We start from the raw sequence: 24,236 nt of genomic DNA on the forward strand, positions 1-24,236 counted from the left end.
TGGGATGACCAGAGAGTACGCCGATTGTGGAGAGGTATCGCTCGGGAACGCCGCTAACGCGGCGTTTCCCCGATCTCTCAAAGAACCTGTCACAGCGGAATCTGCCAAGATCTTGAGATTCGATGAGTTCAACGGCTTGGTTGGTGCGGAGCAGGATTTGATTCGGCAACTACTGTTTGTTTGGGGAACTTTTTTGTGAGTGAGTGACAGAGCAACGTGTATGTCTGAGACAGCGATGAGTCAACAGGTGGACGATCAGGATAGAGGCGCTGACAAAAAGACGACGCTGCAGCTCGAGGGCCTGACGAAAATATACGACGAGGGGGACGAAAACGTCTTAGCTGTCGATGAGATGAACGTCGATATCAAGGACGGGGAGTTCCTCGTCTTTGTCGGTCCATCAGGCTGTGGAAAGACGACCACGCTGCGATGTATCGCCGGACTCGAAGACATCACTGATGGTGCGGTCATCATCGATGGCGAGGACGTATCGGGACAGGCACCGAGAGAACGTGACATCGCGATGGTGTTCCAGACGTACGCTCTCTACCCGCACATGACGGTCCGCGAGAATATGGCGTACCCGCTCAAGGTCCGGGGATACGACCGTGAGGACCGGGAGCGACAAGTCGAGGAGACGGCGGAGCTCCTCCAGATTCCGGAACTGCTTAACCGCCAACCTGCAGACCTCTCCGGCGGACAGCAACAGCGGGTCGCGCTCGGTCGCGCACTTGTCCGCGAGCCGAAGGTCTTCCTGTTCGACGAACCGCTGAGCAACCTCGACGCAAAACTACGCGTGCGGATGCGGACAGAACTGAACCGACTCCACAGCCAGATCGGCAAGACGTCCGTCTACGTCACCCACGATCAGGCCGAGGCGATGACGCTCGGCGATCGGATCGCGGTGATGCAGGACGCAGAGATCCAGCAGATTGCACCGCCTCAGACCGTCTACGACCAGCCGGTCAGTCAGTTCGTCGCGGGGTTCATCGGGAGTCCGCAGATGAATTTCTTCGACGGAACGGCACGGATCGAGGACGATCGCGTCGTCGTCGATACCGGGGCGTTCGAAATCACGCTTCCGGAAGTGACGAGCGAGAAGATCGAACTCGATCAACCGGGGGGACAAGAAATCTCGTTCGGGATCCGTCCGGAAGATCTGTACGCCGAATCGACCGGCGAGGAACCGGACGCTTCGACGAGCAGCTTCGAGGCCGAAGTCCTCGTCGTCGAGGAGATGGGCTCAGAGTTCCACCTCACGCTTGAACGCAACGGCGTCGAATTCCAGGGAATTGTCGAACCCGACGCCGACCTCGAACGCGAGGACCGGGCAACTATCGAACTCGACCTCGAAAAATGCCACCTGTTCGATGGCTCTACCGGCGATTCGCTGCTCTACGGTCCTGATAGCGGCAGTTGAGTGAAGGTCGTCGGTCAGTACCGTCTGAGTTCAGACAAGCGCGGACACGAGAAATGAGTACGAAGGATACCCTTGAAGTTGGTCTCACTGCCGAGACGCTGTACAATCAGTCGATCGAATCGGACGTGTTCGGAGAACTTGACGTGACGTTCCGGACGGCGGATGTCGAAACGACCGACGATGTCGTCGAGGCCTTTGCCGGCGTCGACGCGGTGATCGATCGGTTGAATTCGGTTCCGTACCCTCGCGATGTCATCGACAGACTCGCTGCGGAGGGGTGTCGCGTCCTCGCCCGGTGCGGCATCGGCGTCGATATGATCGATCACGAGTGGGCGGCCGAGCGAGGGATGTCCGTCGTCAACGTCCCCGAGTACTGTCAGGAGGAAGTCGCAGACCACGCGATTCTGTTGATTCTTGCGCTCCAGCGCGACCTCGCTGTATATAATGGCGCATTACACGCGGGGCAGTGGGACAGACGCCTCGCGACCGCCTCGATCGAACGGACGAGTACGCAGGTGCTCGGTCTCGTCGGGTTCGGATCTATCGCACGTCGGGTCGCAGAACGCGCGAACGCCTTCGGAATGGACGTCATCGCGACCGATCCCGAAGTGGACGTAGAGACGATGTCCGAGTTCAACGTGGGTGAGCGAGAGCACACGACTCTCCTCGAAACCGCAGACGTCATCTCCGTCCACGTACCCCTCATAGACCAGACCCGGGGGATGTTCGACCGGGACGCGTTCGACCGGATGAAAGATTCCGCGTATCTGGTGAACGTCTCGCGGGGCGGCATTGTCGACGAACGCGCGCTCGCTGTCGCTATCGAGGAGGACATCGTTGGGGGGGCGGCGCTCGATGTGCACGTCGAGGAACCCGCAGACAGACTGGGCGCGGGGGGGACCGCCTCCTTCGAGAGCCCGCTCAGGAGCTCCGATAACGTCCTGTTGACGCCGCACGTCGCGTGGTTTTCGGCGGCAGCCGAAGAGACGAAACGACGTCGGGCAGCCGAAGACGTCCGTCGCGTTCTGACGGGGTCAGAGCCCGAAAATCCGGTGAACGACCCGACGCAAAATATATAATCCCGGCGAGTCCAACAGCCGGTATGCGTATTAGCGAAGTAAGCGTATACTCGCTATCGTGTCCGATCGAGCCGAAGCAGGTTCGTCCGTTCTACGGCGGTTTCCGCCGTCTACACAAGCGTGATTTCGTGCTCGCTGTCGTGGAGACCGCCGACGGCGCGGTGGGATACGCGCCGGCGGGTGCGTCGAGTTCGGCGATGCGCGAGTACTTCGAGGACGCTTCTCACGACAGTTTCGCTGATCTGCTCGAGACACGCATCGCCGACGCCATCATCGGGGAGGAGATCGACGCCCCTGGCGACATCAGCGCGGCGATCCGCAATCTCGACCTGCCGACCAAGCTCGAATCCGAAGCGATCAGCGTCTTCGACGTCGCGTATCACGACCTGTGGGGAAAACGTGTGGGCGAACCCGTGTACGAACTGCTCGCAGACCGCGATGTCCAGCCGGAACCGCTGGATATGTATGCGAGCGCCGGGATGTATATGGACCCAGAAGGGTACGCCGAACAGGCGTCCGTGATCGCGGTTCGCGGGTTCGATGCGTACAAATATCGACCGGCCGGTCCGCCGGAGGAAGACATCGAGACGGTTCGTCGCATCCGCGAGCGCGTCGGCGATGAGATGGAGATTATGATCGATGCACACACGTGGTGGAAACTTGGCGAGCGGTCCTACGACTTCCAGCAGGTGGAGCAACTGCTTAATGAAATCGAGGCGTACGATCCCTACTGGATCGAAGAGCCGGTCCAGCCCGCAGATTACGACGCGTACGAACGTCTCGCCGCGGCGACCGACGTCCCGCTCGCCGGAGGGGAAAGCGAGGACTCCCCGGCAGGACTGAAGCGACTCAGCGAGACGGGCGTCGATTACCTTCAGGGCGACGTCCGTCACCACTGCGGATTTACGGGCTGCTGGGAGCTGATCGAGGCGTGTGCCGATGACGGTTCGATCACGTTCGTTCCCCACAACTTCGGGACGCATCTCGGGCTGGTCGCGAATGCGCATCTCATCACGGCGTCGCCGGAGTCGCCGTTACTGGAGTACCCCGTTTTCGGCAGCGATGTCGCCGGAATGTATCCGTTCCCGCTGGCCGAAGACGTGCTTTCGACCGACCTCGACATCGCAGATGGACAGCTGAGGCTTCCGGACAGGCCGGGACTGGGCGTCGAGGTCAACGAGAGCGTGATCGAGAACTACCCGCACGTGGACGGACCGTGGACCGAGTTCGTCTACGAATAGGGCATCGAAGACACGACACGGCTTCCTGACGGTTGGTCTGATACGGGCGGCTGTGACTGTGTTCACCCGTTTCACCGGAGAGTATCGACAGAAACGACGACAGTCCCTATCAGACGACCTGATTCACGAGTGGCTCGTCCGCCCGGAGGCGGTCGTAGTTTTCCAGGAACAGGTCTCCGAACCGGTCGGGGAAGGTATCGGATCGACCGCCGACGTGCGGCGTTATCAACACGTCCTCGCGACCCCAGAGCGGTGACTCTTCCGGAAGCGGCTCCGTTTCGAATACGTCGAGACCCGCGCCAGCGATGCTGTCGTCCCGAAGTGCGTCGACGAGCGCGTCCTGGTCGACGACCGGACCGCGAGCGACGTTCACGAGTACTGCCGAGTCGGGAAGTGCCTCGAAGGCGGCCGCATCGATCGATCCACGCGTTTCCGCGGTGAGAGGGACGATGACGGCCAAGAGATCGGTTTTGGGGAGTACACTCCGGAGGTCGTCGGCCGGGAGCACGTGCCCATCGGGAAGACAGCCGTCGTAGTCGTCCGGATTGCGCTTGATCCCGTAGACGTCCATCTCGAACGCCAACCCTCGTCTTGCGATCGATTCACCGATGTTCCCGACTCCGTACACGGTCAGCGTCTTGTTCTTCCAGTCGCCCAGTTCGAGGCTCAGTTCTGACCTGGGCCCCCACGTCCGCTCGTAGCGTCGCTGCGAGAACTCGGGTATGTTCCGCGTGAACGAGAGCGCGAGCGCGAAAGCGTGTTCGGCCACTACTGAGTCGTGGATTCCGGCCGCGTTGGAGAATTTGATACCGCGGTCCCGAAACGCGTCGACGGGGTAGGCATCGTATCCGGCACTAGTGACCTGAACCCAGTCGCCAGGTTCGAGCGCTTCGAGCAGACGGTCGTCCCACCTCACCGGATTACAAATGAGCATCTCTGCGTCTCGAAGGGCTGAAACGGTATCTTCCAGTTCGGTCAGGCCCGTCACCGACAGTTTGTCGCGACGTCCCCGGATCGCTCCCGCGATCGGTAAATCGTGAGCTACCACTACTGTAGGCATACATCCGTTACCCCGGACGGCACCATAATAGATGTTCGGTCGCTGTGGTCGGGGTGCGTCCAATTCCCAACATCCATTATGGGCTGTGTATAATGGCCATATATGCCGCAACAAGGTGTTACGGAAGCGGATACTCCGGACGCGCATACCGACGAGATGAGTGTCGGGTTCCGAACCCGATGGCTGAACGACGAACGGCTCCGGTTTATGTCCCAGCTCGGCGTCGAAGACGTCTTCGTCGACGTCGTGTCCCCGGGATACCAGGCGGACGCGTACCCCGACGACATCGAGTCCGAAGAGGCGAGACATCTCGAACTGTCGCCCGAGTCGATCCCGTCGGTCGATCGTCTTCGAGAGCTCAAAGTGCACCTCGCGGAGTTCGATCTCCGGTTCGCCGGAATCCATTCGCTTCACTACGGGATGTACGGGAACATTATGTTCGACCGGCCGGGTCGCGAGCAGCAACTCGAGGCGATCACGACGCTGCTCGAGCGGTTGGGCGATGCGGGGATCGACACGCTGGGGTACCAGTGGAATCCCCGCGGGGTGGTTCCGATGCGGACGGAGTTCGAGGCGTCCGTGCGGGGCGGTGCAACGGCGACTCGGTGGGACGAGAGTGATCTCGGCGAGATAGAGACGCCACCGGGTGAACTCGAGCGGACGTACACGGAGGCCGAGTGCTGGGAGAACTACGAAGCGTTTCTCGAAGCCGCCCTTCCGGTCGCCGAGGAGGCCGGAGTCCGTATGGCGCTTCATCCGGCCGACCCGCCGGTGTACGAGGAGATCGGCGGCGTCCCGCGGCTGTTCCGGAACGTCGCCGGCTTCGAGCGAGCGATGTCAACGGTCCCAAGCGACGCTCACGGGCTCAAACTCTGTCTGGGCTGTTTCTCCGAGATGGGTGAAGACATTCCGGGCGTGATACGGACGTTCGGTGACGACATCGTGTTCGTTCACTTCCGAGACGTCGTGGAGACGGTCCCCGAGTTTACCGAGACATTCCTCGACGAGGGGAATTTCGACCAGTTCGAGGCGGTCGAGGCGCTACAGGAGGTGGGATTCGACGGTCCGCTGTTACTCGATCACGTTCCGGAACTGGAGGGCGACACCGAGTGGCGCCATCGCTCCCGCGCCTACGGAGCTGGCTACCTCCGCTGTCTCGTCGATGGGGTTCGACGTTCGTGAGTTCTCCTCCGGAGGGATCCTCTCTCCCAACGCCGATCGATCGGTGACCGCCGCCCGGGAACACGAGGAATGTACCGTAAAGCCCGGATCCAAAACGTGTAAGTGATTCCGGGATGGACTTGGGATACTATGAGCCTTGTCAACCTGTACGTTGACGGAGAGTGGATTCCCGCGGCGGATGGTGAGCGATTCGCTGTCGAGAACCCGGCAGACGTGACTGAGACGGTAAACGAGTACGCCAAAGGCGGGACGAGCGACGCCGAACGGGCGGTAGAGGCGGCGTCTGAGGCACAACCGGACTGGGAATCGACACCGGCACCCGAACGCGGATCGATCCTGCGAGACGCCGCCGCAACTCTCGAAGACAAAAAAGATGTCCTGACCGAGCGGTTGACTCACGAGGAGGGTAAGACGCTTTCGGAGGCCGATCCGGAGGTCCAACGCGCGATCGACATCTTCTATTATTACGCGGAGAAGGCCTTCGACGACGGAGGGACCCGGAAGAACCCGAGCGGCGGTCGCACGTCCCTCTACACGGTCCGGGAACCGCTTGGTGTCGCTGGGTTGATCACGCCGTGGAACTATCCGATCGCGATCCCCGCCTGGAAGATTGCGCCGGCACTAGCGACCGGAAACACGGTCGTGCTCAAGCCGGCCTCGAACGCGCCTGGCGCCGCCGCGGCAATCGTCCGCGCTCTAGAGGATGCCGGTATCCCAGATGGGGTGATCAACTTCGTTCCCGGTTCGGGAAGCGACGTGGGCGAGGTCCTCACGACTCACGAAACCGTTGACCTGGTTTCGTTCACTGGGAGTTCCGACGTCGGCCACCATGTCTACGAGCAGGCGACCGAGGATACGAAGCGTGCACAGGCCGAGATGGGGGGCAAGAACCCTGCACTGGTCACGGCGAACGCAGATCTCGAGAGAGCTGTCGAAGCCGTTGGCGCCGGTGCGTTCGGCGTGACAGGGCAGGCGTGTACCGCTTGCTCGCGCGCTATCGTTCACACCGACCTCTACGACGAGTTCGTCGAGAGAATTGTCGAGTACGCCGAATCGATCGATGTCGGTCCCGGACTGGACGATCCGGGTATGGGGCCGCACGTCACCCAGAGCGAACTCGACTCCACGCTAGATTACGTCGACGTCGGGGTCAGCGAAGGATCGACGCTCGAAACCGGGGGCGAACGCCTGGAGGACGACGATCTATCCGACGGGTACTTCGTGTCGCCGGCAGTCTTCACCGAAGTCGACCCCGAGACGCGTCTGTTTCAGGAGGAAATCTTCGGACCGGTTCTCGCAGTGACGGAGGTCAAAGATTTCGACGAGGGTGTCGAAGTCGCCAACGACAGTCAGTACGGTCTCTCTGCGAGCATCATCACCGATGACCTCGAAGAAGCACACGCGTTCGTCGACCGATCCGAGTGTGGTGTCGTTAAGATCAACGAGAAGACGACTGGATTGGACTTACACGTCCCGTTCGGTGGTGTGAAGGACTCTTCGACGAATACCCATCGCGAGCAGGGCGACGCCGGTATGGACTTCTTCACTCAGACGAAGACCGTCTATCTGAATACGTGAGGATTCATCGGATCTGGGAGTGGCTATTGTAACGATTGGCTCTGTAGTTTCGCTAGACATGAAGCCGACGACTCCGTTATTGCTGTAGAAAGCGAAGAGACAGATCGGTGTGAGATCCGAAATCCGTCTCTTCACGCGTGTTACGGTGGCTAAGGCTAAATCAGTTGTCGCTAATCCGGATGAACCCGCCTCCCCCACTGGGGTCGTCGGGTTCGCCGAGCGGGCGAGCTCACCGTGCATGCACTCTGCATCGAGTTGTCCAAATCCTACCGCGTTGCGGTGGATTTGCTCTCATAAATGCCCGGTGTCCTTGAAGAGATCGGTCTCACCAGATTTCCACACTACACGGTGCTTCGCACGTGATTTGATCGGATTCTGACCAAGACACGGCGTGCGTTTCTCGGCTGACGCGCCGAGAAACGCACCGGCCACGCTGCTATCGATTCGACTGGCTTTGACCGTGATCAGCCCAGCCGCCACTACGCCAACCGCACGAACTACCACGTTCGAGTGCTGAAAGTCACAGTTCTCGTGGATCGAGACGCTGTACATCACCGACATCCACTTGACGACCTCAAAGAGACACGATGCGAAGATCGGCCCGCAGGTTGCCCGGCGCAACGCCGGCGACCTGCGAAGTCTCGCCGCTGATCGCGGATACGACGCGAAATCCTTTCGTGACAAACTCCGCGAAAACGGCATCGGGTGTGTGCGGGCGAAGATATTTGTAACAGGTTAAAAGAATGGATGTAAACGATGGCAGAAATCAAACGTGTGGAGGCAACAGAGATTTTGGACTGTCGTCTAGAACCCACGCTCAGGGTGACAGTAGCAACAGATAAGACAGTCGGACGCGCTGATGTCCCATGCGGTCGCTCGCGTGGTCGACACGAAGCGGTTGACCTCCGTGACGGAGGCGACCGATACGACGGTCTCGGCGTCCAGTCCGCGGTCGAGAACGTCGAAGAGCGGATCGCACCAGTCTTAATCGGTCACGATGTTTTACAACAGCGACTCCTCGACGAGTTGATGATCGAACTCGATGGGACGCCGCAGAAATCGAACCTCGGTGGGAACGCGACGACGGGCGTCTCGCTTGCGATCCTCAAGTGTGCGGCGAACGACCGAGAGGTCCCATTATACAAATATATCGGCGGTGCGAACGCACACACCTTGCCAGTTCCATTCTTCGACCTCATCGAAGGCGGGGAACTTGCGGCCGGTGAACTTGCGTTCCAAGAGCACCAAATCGTCCCGACAGGCGCAGAATCGTTCTCTGATGCCGTCCAAATCAGTGCCGAGGTGTACTATGAACTTGGTGATCAACTCGCGGCGAATTACGGCGTTCGCTCGCGTAACGTCGGCTTCGAGGGCGGGTACACTCCGGGTGACATGGCAGACCCGCGCGATGCTTTCGAAGCCGAACTACAGGCGATAGCAGAACTCGGCTATGAAGACAAGTTTATGCTTGCGGCCGACGTCGCCGCGACCCATTTCTACGACGAGGACGCGGAGACGTACGAGTTGATGGGGAAGGCGTATACTCGCGGCGAATTAATCGACTTCTATGAGAAGTTGACTGATACGTATCCGATCGTCTCGCTAGAGGACCCTCTCGGAGAGGCTGACTTCGACGGTTTCCAAACGTTGACCGACGCACTCGATATACAGGTGATTGGCGACGATCTCTTCGTCACCGATCCCGACCGACTCCAGCATGGTATCGATCAGGGGGCAGCGAACGCGTTACTATTGAAGGTCAATCAGGTGGGAACGGTGACCGAGGCGCTCGACGCGGCCTCAATGGCCTTCCGGCACGGTTACGGGGTCCAAGTGTCAGAACGGTCCGGCCAGACGCCGGATACCTGGCTCGCGGACCTAGCCGTGGGCCTTGACGCCGGCCAGATCAAGACCGGCGTGACGAGGAGCGAACGGACGGAACAGTACAATCGGATCCTCGAGATCGAATCAAACGACACGGGTTCGGAGTATGCGGCCGGACTCCCAGGATACCAGTGACATGAATCCTCACCAGTTGACACGAAGAGGAAGTCATATATGATCGAGAACGGAGCAATGCTCACGGATCATGGGAACCGAGTCGCGCGTTCGTCGCTGATAGAGGTCTGCGAGGGTACCCTAACACGGATCCATCCGGAGTCGCTCGTCATGGCGCAAGTTGAGCGGGACGACAATACACTCGTAGTCGACGGGAAACAATACGACTTGGCTGACTTGGATAGAATCTTCGTCATCGGGGCGGGCAAAGGGTCGGCGGCCGTGGTTAACGCGGTCAGAGGTCAGATAGGCGACCAACTGACCGACGGAGTCGTCGTAGAGAAGCACGGACAGGCGACATCTATTGCCGGTGTTTCCGTGGTAGAGGCGGGCCATCCGATACCAGACGAGAGCGGACTCACTGCTACAGAATCAGTGTTGGCCCTAGCGGACCGTGCCGACGAGAACGACTTGGTAATCGTTTGTATCACGGGTGGTACCTCCGCACAGTTGGTGGCACCGCCAGATGGCGTCTCGCTCGTGGATCTAGCTACTCTCACCGAGTCAATGTTGTATGCTGGCCTGCCTATCGAGGAGATCAACGCCGTCAGAAAACACGTCTCGAACGTCAAGGGCGGTCGTCTGCTTGAACGTATTCTGCCAGCAACGTGTATCTCGTTGGTCATCGTCGACGAGGTGGCCGGCGAGCCGTGGGGGCCGACTGTCCTAGACGAGACGACATACAAAGATGCTGTTGAGGTATTGCGCAAGCGTTCGCTGTGGGATGCCGCGCCGAAGTCAATCCGGGCTCATCTAAAGGGTGGTCTGCATGGGGTCGTGACCGAGACGCCAGGACCAACCGATATACAGGCAGCTCGAGGGCAAACCGTGGTGCTGGCAGGCGCAACTGACCTCTGTGATGCCGCAATGACTGAAGCCGAGCAACTCGGGTTCAACGCGACAGTGCTCTCCAGCGTTCTCGAGGGTGAGAGCCGAACGGTTGGGACTGTCCTTGCGGCCGTAGCCCGTGAAATTGCCGAACGTGACAGGCCAATAGAGACGCCCTGTGTCGTCATCTCGGGTGGCGAGACGACCGTCACCGTTGAGGACGAAGCCGGGAGAGGCGGCCCTAATCAAGAACTAGCTCTCCAGTTTGCCATCCAGACGGCCGAAAGAGATGACTTGGCGCTCATGGCTATCGGAACTGACGGGACTGACGGACCTACCGACATCGCTGGGGGACTCGTTGATGGGACGACTGCGGGCAGAGCGCTGGAGCGCAATATCAGCCTCTTCGACCACGTACACCACCACGACAGTTCGCCCGCTCTTGAGGAACTCGGGGACGCCGTCCGGACTGGGACCACCGGCACGAACGTGATGGACTTGCGGTTGTTACTGATCGAGTAGGTCCCAGAGGTGGTGTTCGTTTCATGGATTCGGACACCATCCGCTGATCGAAGGCTACGGAATATTTTCCGCAGGACAACCTGTTCGCGCAGAGCGCGCTCTGCGCGATTATTCGTTGAATCAACGTCTGGCTCTGTCACGAATGTCAGCCAGTGACTGAGCTCATTCCTGATCTTCTCGATCAGTTTACTAACCTCATCGTTGACGTATCCCTTCCGAGTGAGTTCCTCTAAATGTAATATTGCCTCCGCCCGTTTCTCATGGCGGGCGGAGGCGGATTGATCTCCTTCGGTAAACATAGTCAGATCCACGTGGAGATCATGTGACTCATCACACAACTATTGTGCTTCGTCGTATTGTTCAGAAACGAACTCTGCCTCCCGTAGCAGATGCCCTCAATATCTCTGTAGTTTCAGATGGTACGCTGGGTACGCTGACCAGCCGTCACAACTACTAGATTTTGTTGGGTGATGAGTATCAGTACCTCACAAAGCTGGTTAGTGAGAACGTCTGCTTGCTGATGGTGTGTCTACGACTAAGGAAGCAGATAGTGAAATCCACGAGGACCAGCTGCTTAACTTCCTCGTCAACCGGCTTGACGAGGAAGTCTCTCTCAACCTTGCGAACAACGCTGAAATCGGTGCTGAGGATATCTACGAGGTCCTTGTCGGTGCGACCGCCGACGGGACCTCGATCTCTACGCTATGCAACTCCAGCGAAGACTCACCATCAGCAAACACGGTCCTCTACCATCTGCGGACGAAGTTCGAGCCGGACCGGCTCGAACAAGTCGCTAACACGCTCCTTCGACGGGATATCGTCGAATTGCTTCCCGAGCAGGTGGAGATCTGCGCAGATCTCCACCTGTGCCCTACTACGGTGACGAAGACGACACAGACGGTCTCTACCACTCAGAAGCGAAACGAGGAACCACTGCGTTTCACGCTTACCGCGCATATTGACCGGATCGATCACGAAGCGGAATTAGGTGTGGTTATCGGCGAATAGTGTCGTAACGTCGACGCCGCCGATGCCGAAAACGACATCGCCGGCTACAACTGCGTCAACGACCTCTCGAACCGCGACGACCAACGCCGAGAGAAAAACTGGGTCCGCGGCAAGTCCTTTGACAACGCCGCCCCCATCTGTCCCGTGGTCGCGACGCCCGAACACGTCCCGAACGACGCGACCGTGTCCCTATCCGTCAACGGCGAGCGGAAGCAATACTCGTCGATCGACAACCTAATCTTCTCTATCGATGAGCTTATCGCCGGGATCACGGACCTGATCACCCTCGAGGAGTGCGACGTTATCGCGACCGGGACGCCGGCGGAGGTGAGCCCGCTCACGGACGGTGACACGGTCGAAGTCACCGTCGAGGGTGCCAGCACGCTCGAACACGATGTGACCGCTGGGAAGTTTTCCGGCGACACCGACCACGATTTCATGCCCGACCAGTAACTCGCTGCGTCCCACGCTCTCTATCCGCGAACATTCGAACGGGTACACGCGGAATGTCTCCGTTTCCTAGCCAATTTCCCTCGACCAGCGAACGACGCAACCGCGATCGCATTTATTATCAGACATCACTAAGCGTAAGTCATTTGTATGACTGTAACATGGTATCCAGGCGCATGGGACTCCAAACCGGACAGGCGGTGGTGTTCCGGGTCGCGGACGCGGATCCAGTGGCGAACCGCTGTGAGGGTCCCGCCTGTGATCTCGCCGGAGTCGTAACCGATCCCGGTATCGTCACCGGTGTCGTTCTCGTGGGGCTGGCGGCGCTGGTGGCGTTCGCGTACGTGCAAGATGCGAGCGAGACGTGTCAGCGCGAGCGTCGCCGTGTGCTGGACGAACGCGACGCATTCGTGGAATTTGCCGAGCGCGTCGAGGCACTGAATCCCGTCGCACCGGAGTCAGCGACCACGGGCGCCGCCGACCCTCCCACCGTCGATCACCACGCCGTGAGACCGACGAGCACGGGGGACGTCACGCTGCAGCGGTTGTTATTGATCTACGACGGAACGGTGATGTCCGTCCCGCATTACGAGGAGGAGTACGACGAGACAGTCAGCGAGAGTCTCGCGGCCGAGCTGGGACCTGATTTGGCGACGTCGCTGTCAGCTAACAAAGTGCTATCTCCGTCCGCTCAGCGCGAGATTGTGCGCCGCAGCCGCGAGGTGGCCGCCGCCCGCGAGTCGCTGGCGGAGGCCGTCGAGACCGAACTGGACGCCCTATCCGATGCCGACGCGGAGTTGACAGCGATCGACCGACGCCGCCGCCATCTCATGGAGCATCTCGCGGAGGTTGGAAGCAATAAGACGGACGCCGCGATTGACGTATGGCACCGGCTCAACGATCTCGAAGCCGAAGCAGAATCGGTAGCGATCGAGCGCCAACAAGACCTTCGAGACCCTCCGATGCGGCCAGATACCGGGATTACCGATGCCGGCGAGATGGCGTTTTACGACTACCTGTATGGTGGCACCGACGGCCCCCGTCACCCCGTGTTGTCACAGGTTGCCGACGTGACCGCCACCATTCGCACCAATCTCGACTGCACCAGCAACCGGATCAGCGACGGCAGCTGAATCCACTTCCAGCACTCCCGCCGCCACCGTGACGGCTCGTGTAACTCAGGGTGAAACCCCAGTCTCGACGGATCACCGCTGGAGAGCTGATTTATCCTACACTGGGCAGATCTATCCTAGCTGAGTAGATCCACGCCGCACCGTCTAGTTCGGGAGCGGACGGCGAACGCCCGAACGGGCGTCTCTGCCCGCCTCTACACGACCAATCGTTTGCTTCGAGGGATACACGAAGCTTTTCGCCTCTTCGACATCAAACGGCCGCGTCAAGCGATCTCTGAGCGATATCTCGAGTTGCGGATACCGTTGCCGACCCTCGGTGGCTGCCCCGGCGACGAGTCGTCGTTGACGAGGCTGTTCTTGAAACTAGCGGTCAGTTATTTTGTCATATGCTACAATCGCTCTTGATGGGATGAAAGCCTGCTAAGTCCCCAGCGCATGGAGTAAGAATGGGGTGGTAAAGGCCGATGCTACACAAGCGTCTTCGAACGCGTGCTCTTGATTGGTCTACGTGCCAAGGAAGCCGCATCATGGGACGCCGCCCGTCTGTCTGTCCGACAGACGGGCGGCAAGCCCGAATAAGTGTGTCTCTACTCCATATGCACTCCCACTCCAGAGGTCACCATGTACTACCTCGGAATCGACCTTCACAAGGACGAATCACACGTCGCCGCTTTGGACGACGATGCCGAGGTTGTCGAAGAGATTCGCGTCGCAAACGCGAATCTCGACGAAGTTGCCGAAGAATACGCCGGAGTCAAAGCCGCAATCGAAGCAACCAGCAACTACTACACGGTCTACGACACCCTCGACGAACATCTTGACGTGGTTGTCGCAGATCCGAGCCAAACCAAGGCGATTGGCTATGCTGAAGTGAAAAACGACCGGCTCGACGCGAAGTTGCTCGCGCAACTTCGCCGAGCCGGCATGATCGCTGAGAGTTACGTCCCGTCCGAGGAGCTCCGAGAGTGCCGCGCACTCGTGCGCCGCCGGAAGCGATTAGTTGAGAAACGTACGGACTTCAAAAACGAAGTCCACTCTCTCCTCGACAAACACGGGATCACCTCCGACTGGGATCCATTTAATGTGAACGGGCGAGACATCCTCGCTATCGAGGATGTCTCGCTCGGTGTAGTCGGGGATCAGCTGATGGAGTCGTTCCTCTCGATCATCAACGAGTTAACCGCTCAAATCGAGGAACTCGAAGAATTGATCGAAGAAACCGCTGCGTCTCTGGAGGAGACGCAGCTGTTGATGACGATTCCCGGCGTGAGTTTCTACTCATCGTTGCTGATCACTTCGGAGAATGGTGAGATCGACCGATTCGACGAGGCAAAGCAGGTGGTGAGCTATGCGGGACTGGATCCGGTCGTCCGCGAGTCAAGCGACTCGCGGACTGAAGGATCGATCTCGAAGCGTGGAAGTGGAGACTTACGCTGGGTCCTCGTTCAGTGTGTTCAAACAGTGGTTCACCGGTGTAACGATCCATATCTTGGCCGGTTCTACGCTCGGTTGAAACAGCGGAAGAACCACCAGATAGCGATTGTCGCAACAGCGCGGAAACTACTCGTGTCGATCTTACACATGCTGGAGCGTGAGGAGGTGTATAATCCACCAGAGGTGAGTGGCTGAGGGCCGCCGGTCCGGCGGCCCTCATCGGCCGGTCGCAGCAGTCGTGAGCCACAGCTAACGCGTTCACGTTCTGACCGCCTGCCGACTGGTTCCTGAGCTATTACCGTGCCTGCTTGCGGTTTCTCTCTCGTAATCAAGATCGGATCGGTCCCGGCAAAAAATATAGTACCGCAGACGTGGTTTGTTGAGCTAGCAGGCTTTCATAGGTGTGTAGCACATTATTGATCCCAGAGCGTGGCTTCGATTGCATGTTTGAGCGCATCTCATCCGGGTTTACGGTAGAGTTCTCGCCTGAGTTGGAACGCGCAGAAATACTGTGTGAGGCGATCTTTTGAGATGCCTCGGGCGGCGAGAGCCACCGTCGCGCTAGCTACGCGTGGCTCTCGCACGTGTTCACGTGGACTGCGTCATCGGCGTATTCACCGTCTTCTTGAACGACGTATTCACGGTCGAATTTCTCATCTTCCTCAAGTAGATCGTAAGCGCAAAAATCCGTCGGTATAGACGGTGAGAGGCTTCTGCTGGCAGTCAGCCAGCAAAGCTGAATCGTCAGTTCATCTGCGGATTTCGCTGGCATAATGTATCGTTGTCGGTGCCGCGGTCTGTGAGAACGAAAGGGGGCGGTTTGTCCTGTTCATACGTCCCGCACCCGCGTTGAGAGAGGCCGGAAGAGACGTACAGTTCGTCGATTTCGACAGATCCGGCGAGATCGAGTGACGGCGTGTCGAGCGCTTTACCGAAGCGCTCGACACGCCTGTGGATCGTTTTGTAGGTGACCTCGATTTTACACTGTAACTGCCTGAGACTCGCGTTAAACCGGTGAAAGGCGTAGATCGAAAACAGCCACTTGCGGAGCGCAATCTTCGAATGAGCGAAGATTGTGCCGGTTTTATGATTGAATGTGCCGCCGCAATCCTTAACAGATACCGCTGAAACTGCCCATAGCTGCCGTTTCTGACCGTCAGGTCAGAACGGCAGCGGGAACAAGTCACACCGTCACGCCAGCGAATCTGCTGTAACAGGTCCGCTGCAACCGATTTCGACTCAAACACATCGAGCGGAATCATCCGTGTCGGGCACCGCTGACGCGGTGCCCTTGCCCTCGTCGGCTTCACAGCGACAGCTCAGCAGTATCAACAATCTCCTACAGAAGAGCAAATATGGTATTTTAAAGGCTTTAACCGTGGTTTACACATCGATAGAGGGGAGACCGTCGAGGAAATTCAGAGAAGACATGTTCAGTAAATAAAGTTGGATTGGCATCAATTGGTATTTGCTACCAAACAGGTTGTACACATCGATAGAGGGGTGTCTGGTGAGCCATTCGTTGCTAGATATTTGTCATAATTACGTCTGGTTTCTGATCTGTGCTTTGACGACAGAGTCGACCTCGTCTTCAGAGACTATTTCAATCCGAGAGTCCTCACGCAGCGTCTCAAGGATCGTTTCCGGCCGTTCGCCGAATTGGAATTCGAGGAACATTCCGGAGCTGGGGCCGTGGCTCCGCCGTTTGAAGTCGACGAGAGAATACGTCGTGAGTTCTTTCATTTTGTTCACGTACGTTTCTTGATGGTACTGATCGGCGTCGATCGCGTCAGTCAGATACTGGTACAGGCGGTATCCCGTCGTACTCCGTGCCGTCCCATCGGGTGCCTGTGACGCGACGGCGGCTGTCGCGTACAGACAGAGTTTCTTTTGGGTGCTGATCCCGCGGACGACCTCTAACACACGGTTCTTTTCGACTTTCGCCTGGGCGGCACGAACGTGTTCTTCACGAACCCGAGCGTCACCCTCCCGTTCCGCAAGCTCGCCGGCCACGCGCATCAGATCGATGGCTTTCCGTGCGTCACCATGCGTTTGCGCGGCGAAGGCAGCTGCAAGCGGGATCACGTCGTCATCGATGACATCATCGTGGAACGCGTCTTGACGTCGCCGTAGAATAGCCTTGAGCTGGTCCGCGTCGTAATCATCGAAATGGACGTCTTCCGGGGTGAAGGAACTGACTGCCCGACTCCCCACGGCCTCCATCATTTTCGTATCGTTTGAGATAGCAACAACCGAAATGTACGCGTCGAGGTCGTCGTTCGCACCGGCTCGAGAGAGCTGATACAGCAGGCGTGAGAACGCAGGGTCCTGTTTATCACGCCGACCGACGAGCATATCCAGCTCGTCAAGCACGAACACGACTGAGTCGAAGTTTGCATTCACGATTCGGTACAACTCATCCCATTTTTCTTTCGTCGCCACACCGTGTTTCGGGACGCGGACCTCGACGCCAGCCTCGTCTGCCGCCTGTTGGGCGAGTTCATACACGGCAACACCGAGCGTATCCAGGTCTTGGCAGTTTACCTCGATCGTCCCAAATTGGATGTCTCGGGAATCACAGATGCGGCTAATGTTGTGACAGACAGCTTTGGTGATGAGTGATTTCCCCGTTCCCGACGGGCCATACAAAAACAAGTTCGGCGGACGGTTGTCGCCGAGCGCGACACGGAGCATCTTCGTAACCTCTTGGAGCTGTTCGTCACGACCGACGATGCGGTCCTCTTTAACGACAAAATTGGGATCAAGCAGTGATCGATCGCGGATGAGCCCCTGTTGTTCGTCGAACTCTAGCAGCATGTCCTCGATTGATTGTTGAGACGCGTCAGTCGACTCGGTCGCCGACTGATCGGTATCACTCCCAGCAGCAGACTCTGATTGGGATTCAACCTCCGCGGTGCTCACCACATCAGAGTGTGCCGGAGGTTCATCCTCCAGCGATCCCGGATCCTCAGAGAGATCATCGGAATCGTCGATATCCATACTCGGAGTGACACCGGCCCGTATGAAAAAGGTTCGCACCTCTATCGAAGTGTGATTCAACGTTTAGAACGTCTATTCGCTCAATACCATCGATTAGAGTATGTAGTTCGTGTCGGTTATCCGCTAGCCGGTGACGATGTGTTCGAAAGCGTCCTATCGGAGACACACCCCTCTATCGATGTGTTCGATGTCTTCACGGTGCGGGGGGTCAGGCGGGACCTTTGAGTCGAATCGTCACCGCTTGATGACTGTTCGGGCTCGAAAGCGCGGGATATCCTATAAGAACGTCTTTCAAACGATGAGCGATAGTTGTCTCACCTCCCTTCTTCTCTTTCTACAAACATACAACACACACACACACCCCTCTATCGATGTGTTTTGTCGTCAGTGTTCTATGGTTCTACAGACAACTATATTTGGCGTGCCTTTACTGTCGTCTAAAACCGCTCAAAAAGACCTTATATTCCTGTTTTCGAGAGGTACTCACTATACGCATCTCACATGACGAGGAAACCTCTCTCCAGTATTGCACAGAAACACATCGATAGAGGGGTGTGTGTCTCAACTCCCCACGAGTAGGCAGTCATGCCCGTGAGACAGGACCGATATAAACGGATCTGTTTTGATAACACCGTTGAACGATCCCTACCATTCACTCGGCTACTACAACGCGGTGTGAACACATCGATAGAGGGGTGTCTCCTCGACTTTGAGTCCAACACAACCGAGACAGGGTGTGTCAATTGGTGCTTGCTAGCGGTTGTGGTGGTGGTGTTGAAATAACGTCGAAGGATGAGGCGGTCAAAAAATTGAGTGGTTCATGCTCTCGTTCGATCGCCTCAGCGGCGATAGCGGTCGTACCGAGTTAGATTTTCTGGAGCGAGAGGCGACACCCGAGCAGGCGATGAAGCTCGGTATTCGACCCCATTCGGCTGAATTACCATTTTTGGATATATTTTTAGTTCTTGAGAAGTTGGGTGTCGATCGCCATCGGACCACCGTTCATCGGTGGGTACAGAAAGCTGATCTACAGCCGACAGACGGTGCTGATCCGAATCACGTCGCGGTCGATGAAACCGTGATTCAGCTCAATTCTGAACGATATTGGCTGTACGCTACCGTCGATCCCGACACCAACCGCCTGCTCCACGTCCGACTGCATCCGACGAAAACCAACGCGATCTCCTCGATGTTTCTCTCGGAACTGCGTGAGAAACATCAGGTTGACAACGCGGTCTTTCTCGTTGACGGTGCTCCGTGGCTGCAGGCGGCCTGCCATCGTCATGGGCTCCGATTCCAACACGTTACACATGGGAATCGGAATGCCGTCGAACGTGTCTTTCGCGAAGTAAAACGACAAACAAAACAGTTCTCAAATATGTTTAGCCACGTCGAACCGAGTACCGCTGAAAATTGGCTCCAGGCGTTCGCCTTCGCATGGAACCAGCTTATCTAAACACTACCGTTGTGGTTAACCAACAAATTCTTCTAGGAACCGTTCGTTTGGTTAAGAACGAGCCGTGCCCGCGAATGCCGTCAAGTCTGGTATTTGTGTCTCCGCGAGTTCTCGACGAACCCCGTCTGATCCCAGCCAAGCGGTGACAGCACACTCTCGACAGCTCTGATGAGTTACGTCTCATAGTACGACTCGATTCCTTGTCAGCCGCAAGCTCCTCACGTTTGTCTTCCAGTGCATCGATGAGGAGCTGCATTTAAGGAAACATCGAGTATCTCGACGACGCTGTCATCACGCTCGACGAGAGATATCGGGGTGTTGAAATCAACCAACACAGCCCTTCGTTCTATCGGCAATTTAAGCCGGGTGCTTTGGAGCCTCACCCCGAGGTAGTTCAGTATGTGAGAAGAGCATCAGCGCTACTCGTGAGTTGATATTTCGGGCATCTAACCTTTATATGTCCTACACGCGTAGTTTCACGTGGTGTGTTCACATGAAACTTGCATTAATTGGGGTCGGACAGGCAGGTGGGAAGGTGGTCGACGAGTTCTTGGCCTACGACGCACGGACCGGTGCAGATATCGTTCGTGGAGCGATCGCGGTCAACACGGCGAAAGCGGATCTCCAAGGCATCGACCGCCTCCCGAAGGACCGCCGCATCCTGATCGGGCAATCACGAGTAAAGGGCCACGGCGTGGGCGCGGACAACGAACTGGGCGCAGAGGTTGCTGAAGAGGACATCGACGAGATTCAAGGGGCACTCGACTCGGTGCCAGTCCACGAGATTGATGCGTTCCTCGTCGTCGCGGGACTCGGTGGGGGTACGGGATCGGGTGGCGCGCCCGTCATCGCCAAGAACCTCAAGCGGATCTACACCGAACCTGTGTATGGGCTCGGTATCCTGCCCGGGAGCGACGAGGGTGGGATCTACACACTGAACGCCGCCCGATCGCTCAAAACGTTCGTCGATGAGGTGGACAATCTCATGCTGTTTGACAACGACGCGTGGCGCAGTTCGGGTGAGTCTGTCGGCGAGGGGTTCGATGCGATCAACAACGAGCTCGTCCAGCGGTTTGGTGTGCTCTTCAGTGCGGGCGAGATAACGAACGGAAGCGACGTCGCTGAGAGTGTCGTCGACTCCTCAGAGATCATCAATACGCTCAAAGGCGGCGGGATCTCCTCGTTGGGCTACGCCGATGTCAGCGTGGACGAACCGGAGCGGAAAGGGTTGCTCTCGCGACTCCGTGGCGATATGGATGATGGGATAGACAGTACAGAAGCCACAAACCGGATTACAAGTCTCGTCCGGAAGGCGACGCTGGGTCGACTCACCTTACCCTGTGAAGTGAACGGGACAGAGCGGGCGTTGCTTGTCGTCGCCGGCCCACCGGCGTACCTCAACCGGAAAGGAATCGAACACGGTCGCAAGTGGCTCGAAGAACAGACCGGCTCGATGGAGGTCCGTGGTGGTGACTATCCGCGGCGTGGGGAAGGGACGGTCGCAGCGCTCGTGTTGCTCGGCGGCGTGACGAACGTCCCGCGGGTGAAAGAACTCCAACAGGTCGCGATTGAGGCTCAACAGAATCTCGGTGAGATTACTGACGAGAGCGCAGACCGCTTTGCGGAGCTGATGGATAGTGACGGAGAACTGGAGTCGCTGTTTTGAGACCGTGATGGCCTCCTTCCTGGACTCTTTCCGAAGTGGCCGTCACCTTCCGTCGTCAGATTAACCAACAGTTTGGCATACTCCGACAGTTTGTTGGTTAAGATCGGTCACCATCACGGTACAGTACTCCGTCCGACGGCGATCAGCAGTTAGTCGGACACGCGAAAAGTTCGTATGGTGTCCCTGTCGCCATGGACGACGTCGACCTCCACGAGATCGAACGCGGTGAAGATACGGCTCCAATCTCGGTAGTATAGGGGAGTCTCCTTGTCGACGTAGTTCACGTCTGGGTCAGGCGACGATGAGTCACGAATTGGTTCCTCGATCTCCGCTGTGACCAAGACGTTGTTCGTGACTCGAGCGACCTCCTTGAAGACCCACTCGACATCAGGATGGAGGTGTTGGAGCGTTTCGACCGAATACACCGCATCAAACTGTCCATCGTCGAAGTCACCGATTATATCCTCTATCGGGCCGCAGTGAAACGTTCCGTCGGCGGCAAGTGTGGGATAGGTCTCTCGCATCGTGTCGAATGCCTCGGCGTTGATGTCGACGCCTGAGAGGTTTTCGAAGCCGCCGCTAGCGAGGTGTTTGAGGTGACGGCCAGACCCACACCCGAGTTCGAGAACCGTTGCGTCACGAGGAAGGTGTCCGCTGAGAATATCGCGAATTACGGTACTCGTGTCATTCGGACCGTGATGTGCGTAGTACGCTGGTGAGTATTCGCCCGCCCGGTCTGTCCATGTGTTTTGGACGGAATGAAGATCCACGTGTATCAACACGGGCAACGGTGTAAAACGCCGTCGGACAACACCTGACTGCAGAGCTGACGGCTTCCGACGCACACTATCGATTTTTGATTTACCACACCGCGCCGTCGCCGCCGTCGCCAAGCGCATCCGGACGCTCGGAGCGTCAGGGCGGTTCGACGCATATTTCGCCGTTGACGGCAACTTCCGCGTGAATGAGTCGCTACCGGACAGCCGGCCGTTTCTTGTTGCTGTGTGCGGTCTGGGGGACGGCGTTCATGGCGACGGATGTCGGCCTTACAGATCTCCCCGCGGTCCCGTTCGCCGCCGTGCGCTTTGATCTCGCTGCCGTGCTGCTGTTCGCCGCCATTCTTGTCTCCGGTGCGGACATCCGTCCCCGGACTCGGGATGACTACGTCTACGTGCTCGTCGGCGGTGCTCTCATCATCGGCGCCCACCACGCGTTCCTCTTTGCCGGCCAGCGATACGTTACGGGCGGTGTCGCCGCTGTGTTGTTAGGGCTCGTCCCCGTGGTGACGCCCGCGCTCACCCGACTCGTCTCCACCGATGAGGAGTTCACATTTGCCACCGCGCTCGGCGTCGCGCTCGGGTTCGCTGGCGTCGTCGTCATCGCTAACCCCGACCCCGCGAATATCGCGGACAGCGTCCTCGGGGTCGCGCTCGTGCTTGCGTCCGCGCTCGCGTTCGCCGTCGCCGCAGTCGTCACCCACAGCCGATCGCCGTCGATGCCGTTCCTCTCCACGCAGGCGTGGATGATGGCCGTCGGCGCGATCGTCCTCCACGCAGCCGTGCTCGTCCTCCCTGGCCAGTCGTTCGCGGCCGCCACATGGACGCCGTCCGCGCTCGGCGCCATCGCGTACCTCTCCGTGGTCGCCGGTGTCGGCGGCTTTCTACTGTATTTCACACTCCTTGACGAGCTTGGCCCCATCGAAATGAGCTTTATTGAGTATGTGATTCCCGTCTTTGCGGCGCTAGCTGGCTGGCTCGTGCTCGGGCAGGACGTGACGCCGGCGACCGTCGCCGGGTTCGTGTTCATTCTGGCAGGGTTCATCGCCGCGAAGTGGCGGGCGCTGCGTGGGACATACTGGCGCGTAGTGACGCCACGGTGACCGTCATCGGGGATTGCTCTTTTGTATGGTTTTTTGAGAATTGAGTACGAGGTTACCCTATGGCGACGCCAGGCCAGTTCGGTGAATTCGGGGGGCGACATGTTCCAGAACCGCTTGAGGAACCGTTAGCAGAATTAGCTGCTGCGTACGAAGAGGCGATCGCTGATGACGCGTTCATGGCCGAACTCCGGGATCTGCTGGAACACTTTGCAGGGCGTCCAACACCGGTGTTCTACGCAGAAACCCTCAGCGAACGGTACGGCGCGGATATCTATCTCAAGCACGAGGATCTTCTCCACGGCGGAGCACACAAACTCAACAACACGCTCGGGCAGGCGCTGCTGGCAAAACGGGCTGGGAAAGACCGACTGATCGCAGAGACAGGCGCCGGCCAACATGGTACTGCAACCGCGATGGTCGGTGCCCTGTTGAACCTGGATACGACCGTGTACATGGGCCGCCACGACATGCAGCGGCAGGAAATGAACGTGTTCCGAATGCGGCTCATGGGTGCCGAGGTGAAACCGGTCGATCGTGGCAACCAGGGCCTCGCGGAAGCGGTCGACGCTGCGTTAGAAGACTTTGCTGCGAACGTCGCGTCAACGCATTATCTCGTCGGGAGTGTCGTTGGTCCCGACCCGTTCCCGCGGATGGTACGGGAGTTCCAGTCCGTCATCGGGGAGGAGGCACGCGAACAAATCCAAGACCTCCACGGCGACCTACCGGATGCGTGTGTGGCGTGTGTCGGTGGCGGCTCGAACTCAATTGGCCTCTGGCATGCGTTCAAAGACGACGATGTCGCGTTCTACGGCGCTGAGCCGGGTGGTACTGATGACGCGAACCACTCAGCGCCGCTGTCGAAGACAAAGCAAGAGGAACCCCAGATCTTCCAGGGAATGAAAACGAAGACCATCGGAGACGATACTGAAAACCACTCGATTTCGGCTGGGCTTGATTATCCGGCGATTGGCCCCGAGCATGCCGCGCTCCAAGAGATGGGGCGGGCTGAGTACCACGCTGTCTCAGATGATGAAGCGCTGGCCGCCTTCCGTGAACTGAGCGAAGCAGAGGGGATTATCCCCGCCTTGGAGCCGGCCCATGCGCTTGCGCTGGCCGCCAAACTGGCTGAGGAAGATCGACACGACACACTGCTCGTGAACCTCTGTGGCCGTGGCGATAAAGACATGCAAACGGCTGCGGAGCACTTTGATCTCGCAGACTGAGCTATCTCTCTGGGAACTC

The 24,236-nt window shown here is 58.2% G+C and carries 16 protein-coding genes and 5 pseudogenes; 16 read left to right on the forward strand and 5 right to left on the reverse strand.

Annotated features, from left to right (window positions below):
* Positions 1-235: 235 nt before the first annotated feature.
* Genes Hrr1229_RS17455 through Hrr1229_RS17465 form a run of 3 tightly spaced genes read left to right on the forward strand, consistent with a single transcriptional unit; the run spans position 236 to position 3,740 of the window.
* A complete protein-coding gene (locus tag Hrr1229_RS17455) occupies positions 236-1,420 on the forward strand; it encodes an ABC transporter ATP-binding protein (protein WP_255212622.1) in 1,185 nt (394 codons plus the stop codon).
* 53 nt (positions 1,421-1,473) lie between these two features.
* Complete coding sequence (locus Hrr1229_RS17460; protein ID WP_123114974.1) at positions 1,474-2,499, forward strand: C-terminal binding protein; 1,026 nt, start codon at positions 1,474-1,476, stop codon at positions 2,497-2,499.
* 23 nt (positions 2,500-2,522) lie between these two features.
* Positions 2,523-3,740 (forward strand): mandelate racemase/muconate lactonizing enzyme family protein, encoded by a 1,218-nt coding sequence (locus Hrr1229_RS17465; protein WP_123114975.1) that lies wholly within the window; start codon positions 2,523-2,525, stop codon positions 3,738-3,740.
* A 109-nt stretch (positions 3,741-3,849) separates the two neighbouring features.
* Here Hrr1229_RS17465 and Hrr1229_RS17470 read toward each other — a convergent pair whose 3' ends face one another.
* The gene (locus Hrr1229_RS17470; RefSeq protein WP_158606093.1) at positions 3,850-4,728 is read right to left on the reverse strand and encodes a D-2-hydroxyacid dehydrogenase; all 879 of its coding nucleotides are present in this window, start codon (positions 4,726-4,728) and stop codon (positions 3,850-3,852) included.
* Positions 4,729-5,007: 279 nt separating this feature from the next.
* On the opposite strand from Hrr1229_RS17470, the gene Hrr1229_RS17475 reads away from it, so the two are divergent.
* From Hrr1229_RS17475 to Hrr1229_RS17495, 5 genes and pseudogenes are all read left to right on the forward strand, one after another.
* On the forward strand, positions 5,008-5,982 hold the full coding sequence (locus Hrr1229_RS17475; protein WP_255212604.1) for a mannonate dehydratase: 975 nt from the start codon (positions 5,008-5,010) through the stop codon (positions 5,980-5,982).
* Positions 5,983-6,111: 129 nt separating this feature from the next.
* A complete protein-coding gene (locus Hrr1229_RS17480; RefSeq protein ID WP_123114978.1) occupies positions 6,112-7,560 on the forward strand; it encodes an aldehyde dehydrogenase family protein in 1,449 nt (482 codons plus the stop codon).
* Positions 7,561-7,669: 109 nt separating this feature from the next.
* Positions 7,670-8,263: pseudogene (locus Hrr1229_RS17485) on the forward strand (transposase); the annotation flags it as partial.
* Positions 8,264-8,316: 53 nt separating this feature from the next.
* A complete protein-coding gene (gene eno, locus Hrr1229_RS17490) occupies positions 8,317-9,579 on the forward strand; it encodes a phosphopyruvate hydratase (RefSeq protein ID WP_123114979.1) in 1,263 nt (420 codons plus the stop codon).
* Positions 9,580-9,618: 39 nt separating this feature from the next.
* Positions 9,619-10,968 carry a DUF4147 domain-containing protein gene (locus Hrr1229_RS17495; RefSeq protein ID WP_123114980.1) on the forward strand — a complete coding sequence of 450 codons (1,350 nt, stop codon included), beginning with the start codon at positions 9,619-9,621 and terminating at the stop codon, positions 10,966-10,968.
* Positions 10,969-10,976: 8 nt separating this feature from the next.
* On the opposite strand, the pseudogene Hrr1229_RS17500 reads toward Hrr1229_RS17495, so the two are convergent.
* Positions 10,977-11,426: pseudogene (locus Hrr1229_RS17500) on the reverse strand (transposase); the annotation flags it as partial.
* 67 nt (positions 11,427-11,493) lie between these two features.
* Here Hrr1229_RS17500 and Hrr1229_RS18335 point away from each other — a divergent pair.
* From Hrr1229_RS18335 to Hrr1229_RS17515, 4 genes and pseudogenes are all read left to right on the forward strand, one after another.
* Positions 11,494-11,918: pseudogene (locus Hrr1229_RS18335) on the forward strand (ISH3 family transposase); the annotation flags it as partial.
* A pseudogene (locus tag Hrr1229_RS17505) lies at positions 11,911-12,429 on the forward strand (fumarylacetoacetate hydrolase family protein); the annotation flags it as partial. The pseudogenes Hrr1229_RS18335 and Hrr1229_RS17505, both read left to right, overlap by 8 nt.
* 173 nt (positions 12,430-12,602) lie before the next feature.
* Positions 12,603-13,559 carry a hypothetical protein gene (locus Hrr1229_RS17510; RefSeq protein WP_176329450.1) on the forward strand — a complete coding sequence of 319 codons (957 nt, stop codon included), beginning with the start codon at positions 12,603-12,605 and terminating at the stop codon, positions 13,557-13,559.
* 621 nt (positions 13,560-14,180) lie between these two features.
* The gene (locus tag Hrr1229_RS17515) at positions 14,181-15,188 is read left to right on the forward strand and encodes an IS110 family transposase (protein WP_123114981.1); all 1,008 of its coding nucleotides are present in this window, start codon (positions 14,181-14,183) and stop codon (positions 15,186-15,188) included.
* A 263-nt stretch (positions 15,189-15,451) separates the two neighbouring features.
* On the opposite strand, the pseudogene Hrr1229_RS17520 reads toward Hrr1229_RS17515, so the two are convergent.
* Positions 15,452-16,255 (reverse strand): annotated as a pseudogene (locus Hrr1229_RS17520) (IS1595 family transposase).
* 280 nt (positions 16,256-16,535) lie between these two features.
* Positions 16,536-17,993: an orc1/cdc6 family replication initiation protein gene (locus Hrr1229_RS17525; RefSeq protein WP_255212605.1), complete on the reverse strand. Its 1,458-nt coding sequence runs from the start codon at positions 17,991-17,993 to the stop codon at positions 16,536-16,538.
* Positions 17,994-18,813: 820 nt separating this feature from the next.
* Here Hrr1229_RS17525 and Hrr1229_RS17530 point away from each other — a divergent pair.
* Both Hrr1229_RS17530 and Hrr1229_RS17535 read left to right on the forward strand, forming a co-directional pair.
* Positions 18,814-19,449, forward strand: a complete 636-nt coding sequence (locus tag Hrr1229_RS17530; RefSeq protein ID WP_123114983.1) for an IS6 family transposase — start codon at positions 18,814-18,816, stop codon at positions 19,447-19,449.
* Positions 19,450-19,942: 493 nt separating this feature from the next.
* On the forward strand, positions 19,943-21,115 hold the full coding sequence (locus tag Hrr1229_RS17535; RefSeq protein WP_123114984.1) for a tubulin/FtsZ family protein: 1,173 nt from the start codon (positions 19,943-19,945) through the stop codon (positions 21,113-21,115).
* A gap of 149 nt (positions 21,116-21,264) precedes the next feature.
* On the opposite strand, the gene Hrr1229_RS17540 is transcribed toward Hrr1229_RS17535, so the two are convergent.
* Positions 21,265-21,885, reverse strand: coding sequence for a class I SAM-dependent methyltransferase (locus Hrr1229_RS17540; RefSeq protein WP_123114985.1), 621 nt, complete (start codon positions 21,883-21,885; stop codon positions 21,265-21,267).
* 194 nt (positions 21,886-22,079) lie between these two features.
* Between Hrr1229_RS17540 and Hrr1229_RS17545 the strand changes: the two genes are divergently transcribed.
* Both Hrr1229_RS17545 and trpB read left to right on the forward strand, forming a co-directional pair.
* Positions 22,080-22,994, forward strand: a complete 915-nt coding sequence (locus Hrr1229_RS17545) for a DMT family transporter (RefSeq protein ID WP_123114986.1) — start codon at positions 22,080-22,082, stop codon at positions 22,992-22,994.
* Positions 22,995-23,053: 59 nt separating this feature from the next.
* Positions 23,054-24,217, forward strand: a complete 1,164-nt coding sequence (trpB, locus tag Hrr1229_RS17550) for a tryptophan synthase subunit beta (protein WP_123114987.1) — start codon at positions 23,054-23,056, stop codon at positions 24,215-24,217.
* Positions 24,218-24,236: the final 19 nt, after the last annotated feature.

The sequence above is a fragment of the Halorubrum sp. CBA1229 genome (genome assembly GCF_003721435.2).
GTDB lineage: Archaea > Halobacteriota > Halobacteria > Halobacteriales > Haloferacaceae > Halorubrum.

Bases quoted from the DNA above. Each gene is read 5' to 3' on its own strand.
- Hrr1229_RS17455 (WP_255212622.1), top strand. From the start codon at position 236: ATGAGTCAACAGGTGGACGATCAGGATAGAGGCGCTGACAAAAAGACG.
- Hrr1229_RS17460 (WP_123114974.1), top strand. From the start codon at position 1,474: ATGAGTACGAAGGATACCCTTGAAGTTGGTCTCACTGCCGAGACGCTG.
- Hrr1229_RS17465 (WP_123114975.1), top strand. From the start codon at position 2,523: ATGCGTATTAGCGAAGTAAGCGTATACTCGCTATCGTGTCCGATCGAG.
- Hrr1229_RS17475 (WP_255212604.1), top strand. From the start codon at position 5,008: ATGTCCCAGCTCGGCGTCGAAGACGTCTTCGTCGACGTCGTGTCCCCG.
- Hrr1229_RS17480 (WP_123114978.1), top strand. From the start codon at position 6,112: ATGAGCCTTGTCAACCTGTACGTTGACGGAGAGTGGATTCCCGCGGCG.
- eno (WP_123114979.1), top strand. From the start codon at position 8,317: ATGGCAGAAATCAAACGTGTGGAGGCAACAGAGATTTTGGACTGTCGT.
- Hrr1229_RS17495 (WP_123114980.1), top strand. From the start codon at position 9,619: ATGATCGAGAACGGAGCAATGCTCACGGATCATGGGAACCGAGTCGCG.
- Hrr1229_RS17510 (WP_176329450.1), top strand. From the start codon at position 12,603: ATGGGACTCCAAACCGGACAGGCGGTGGTGTTCCGGGTCGCGGACGCG.
- Hrr1229_RS17515 (WP_123114981.1), top strand. From the start codon at position 14,181: ATGTACTACCTCGGAATCGACCTTCACAAGGACGAATCACACGTCGCC.
- Hrr1229_RS17525 (WP_255212605.1), bottom strand. From the start codon at position 17,993: ATGGATATCGACGATTCCGATGATCTCTCTGAGGATCCGGGATCGCTG.
- Hrr1229_RS17530 (WP_123114983.1), top strand. From the start codon at position 18,814: ATGCTCTCGTTCGATCGCCTCAGCGGCGATAGCGGTCGTACCGAGTTA.
- Hrr1229_RS17535 (WP_123114984.1), top strand. From the start codon at position 19,943: ATGAAACTTGCATTAATTGGGGTCGGACAGGCAGGTGGGAAGGTGGTC.
- Hrr1229_RS17545 (WP_123114986.1), top strand. From the start codon at position 22,080: ATGAGTCGCTACCGGACAGCCGGCCGTTTCTTGTTGCTGTGTGCGGTC.
- trpB (WP_123114987.1), top strand. From the start codon at position 23,054: ATGGCGACGCCAGGCCAGTTCGGTGAATTCGGGGGGCGACATGTTCCA.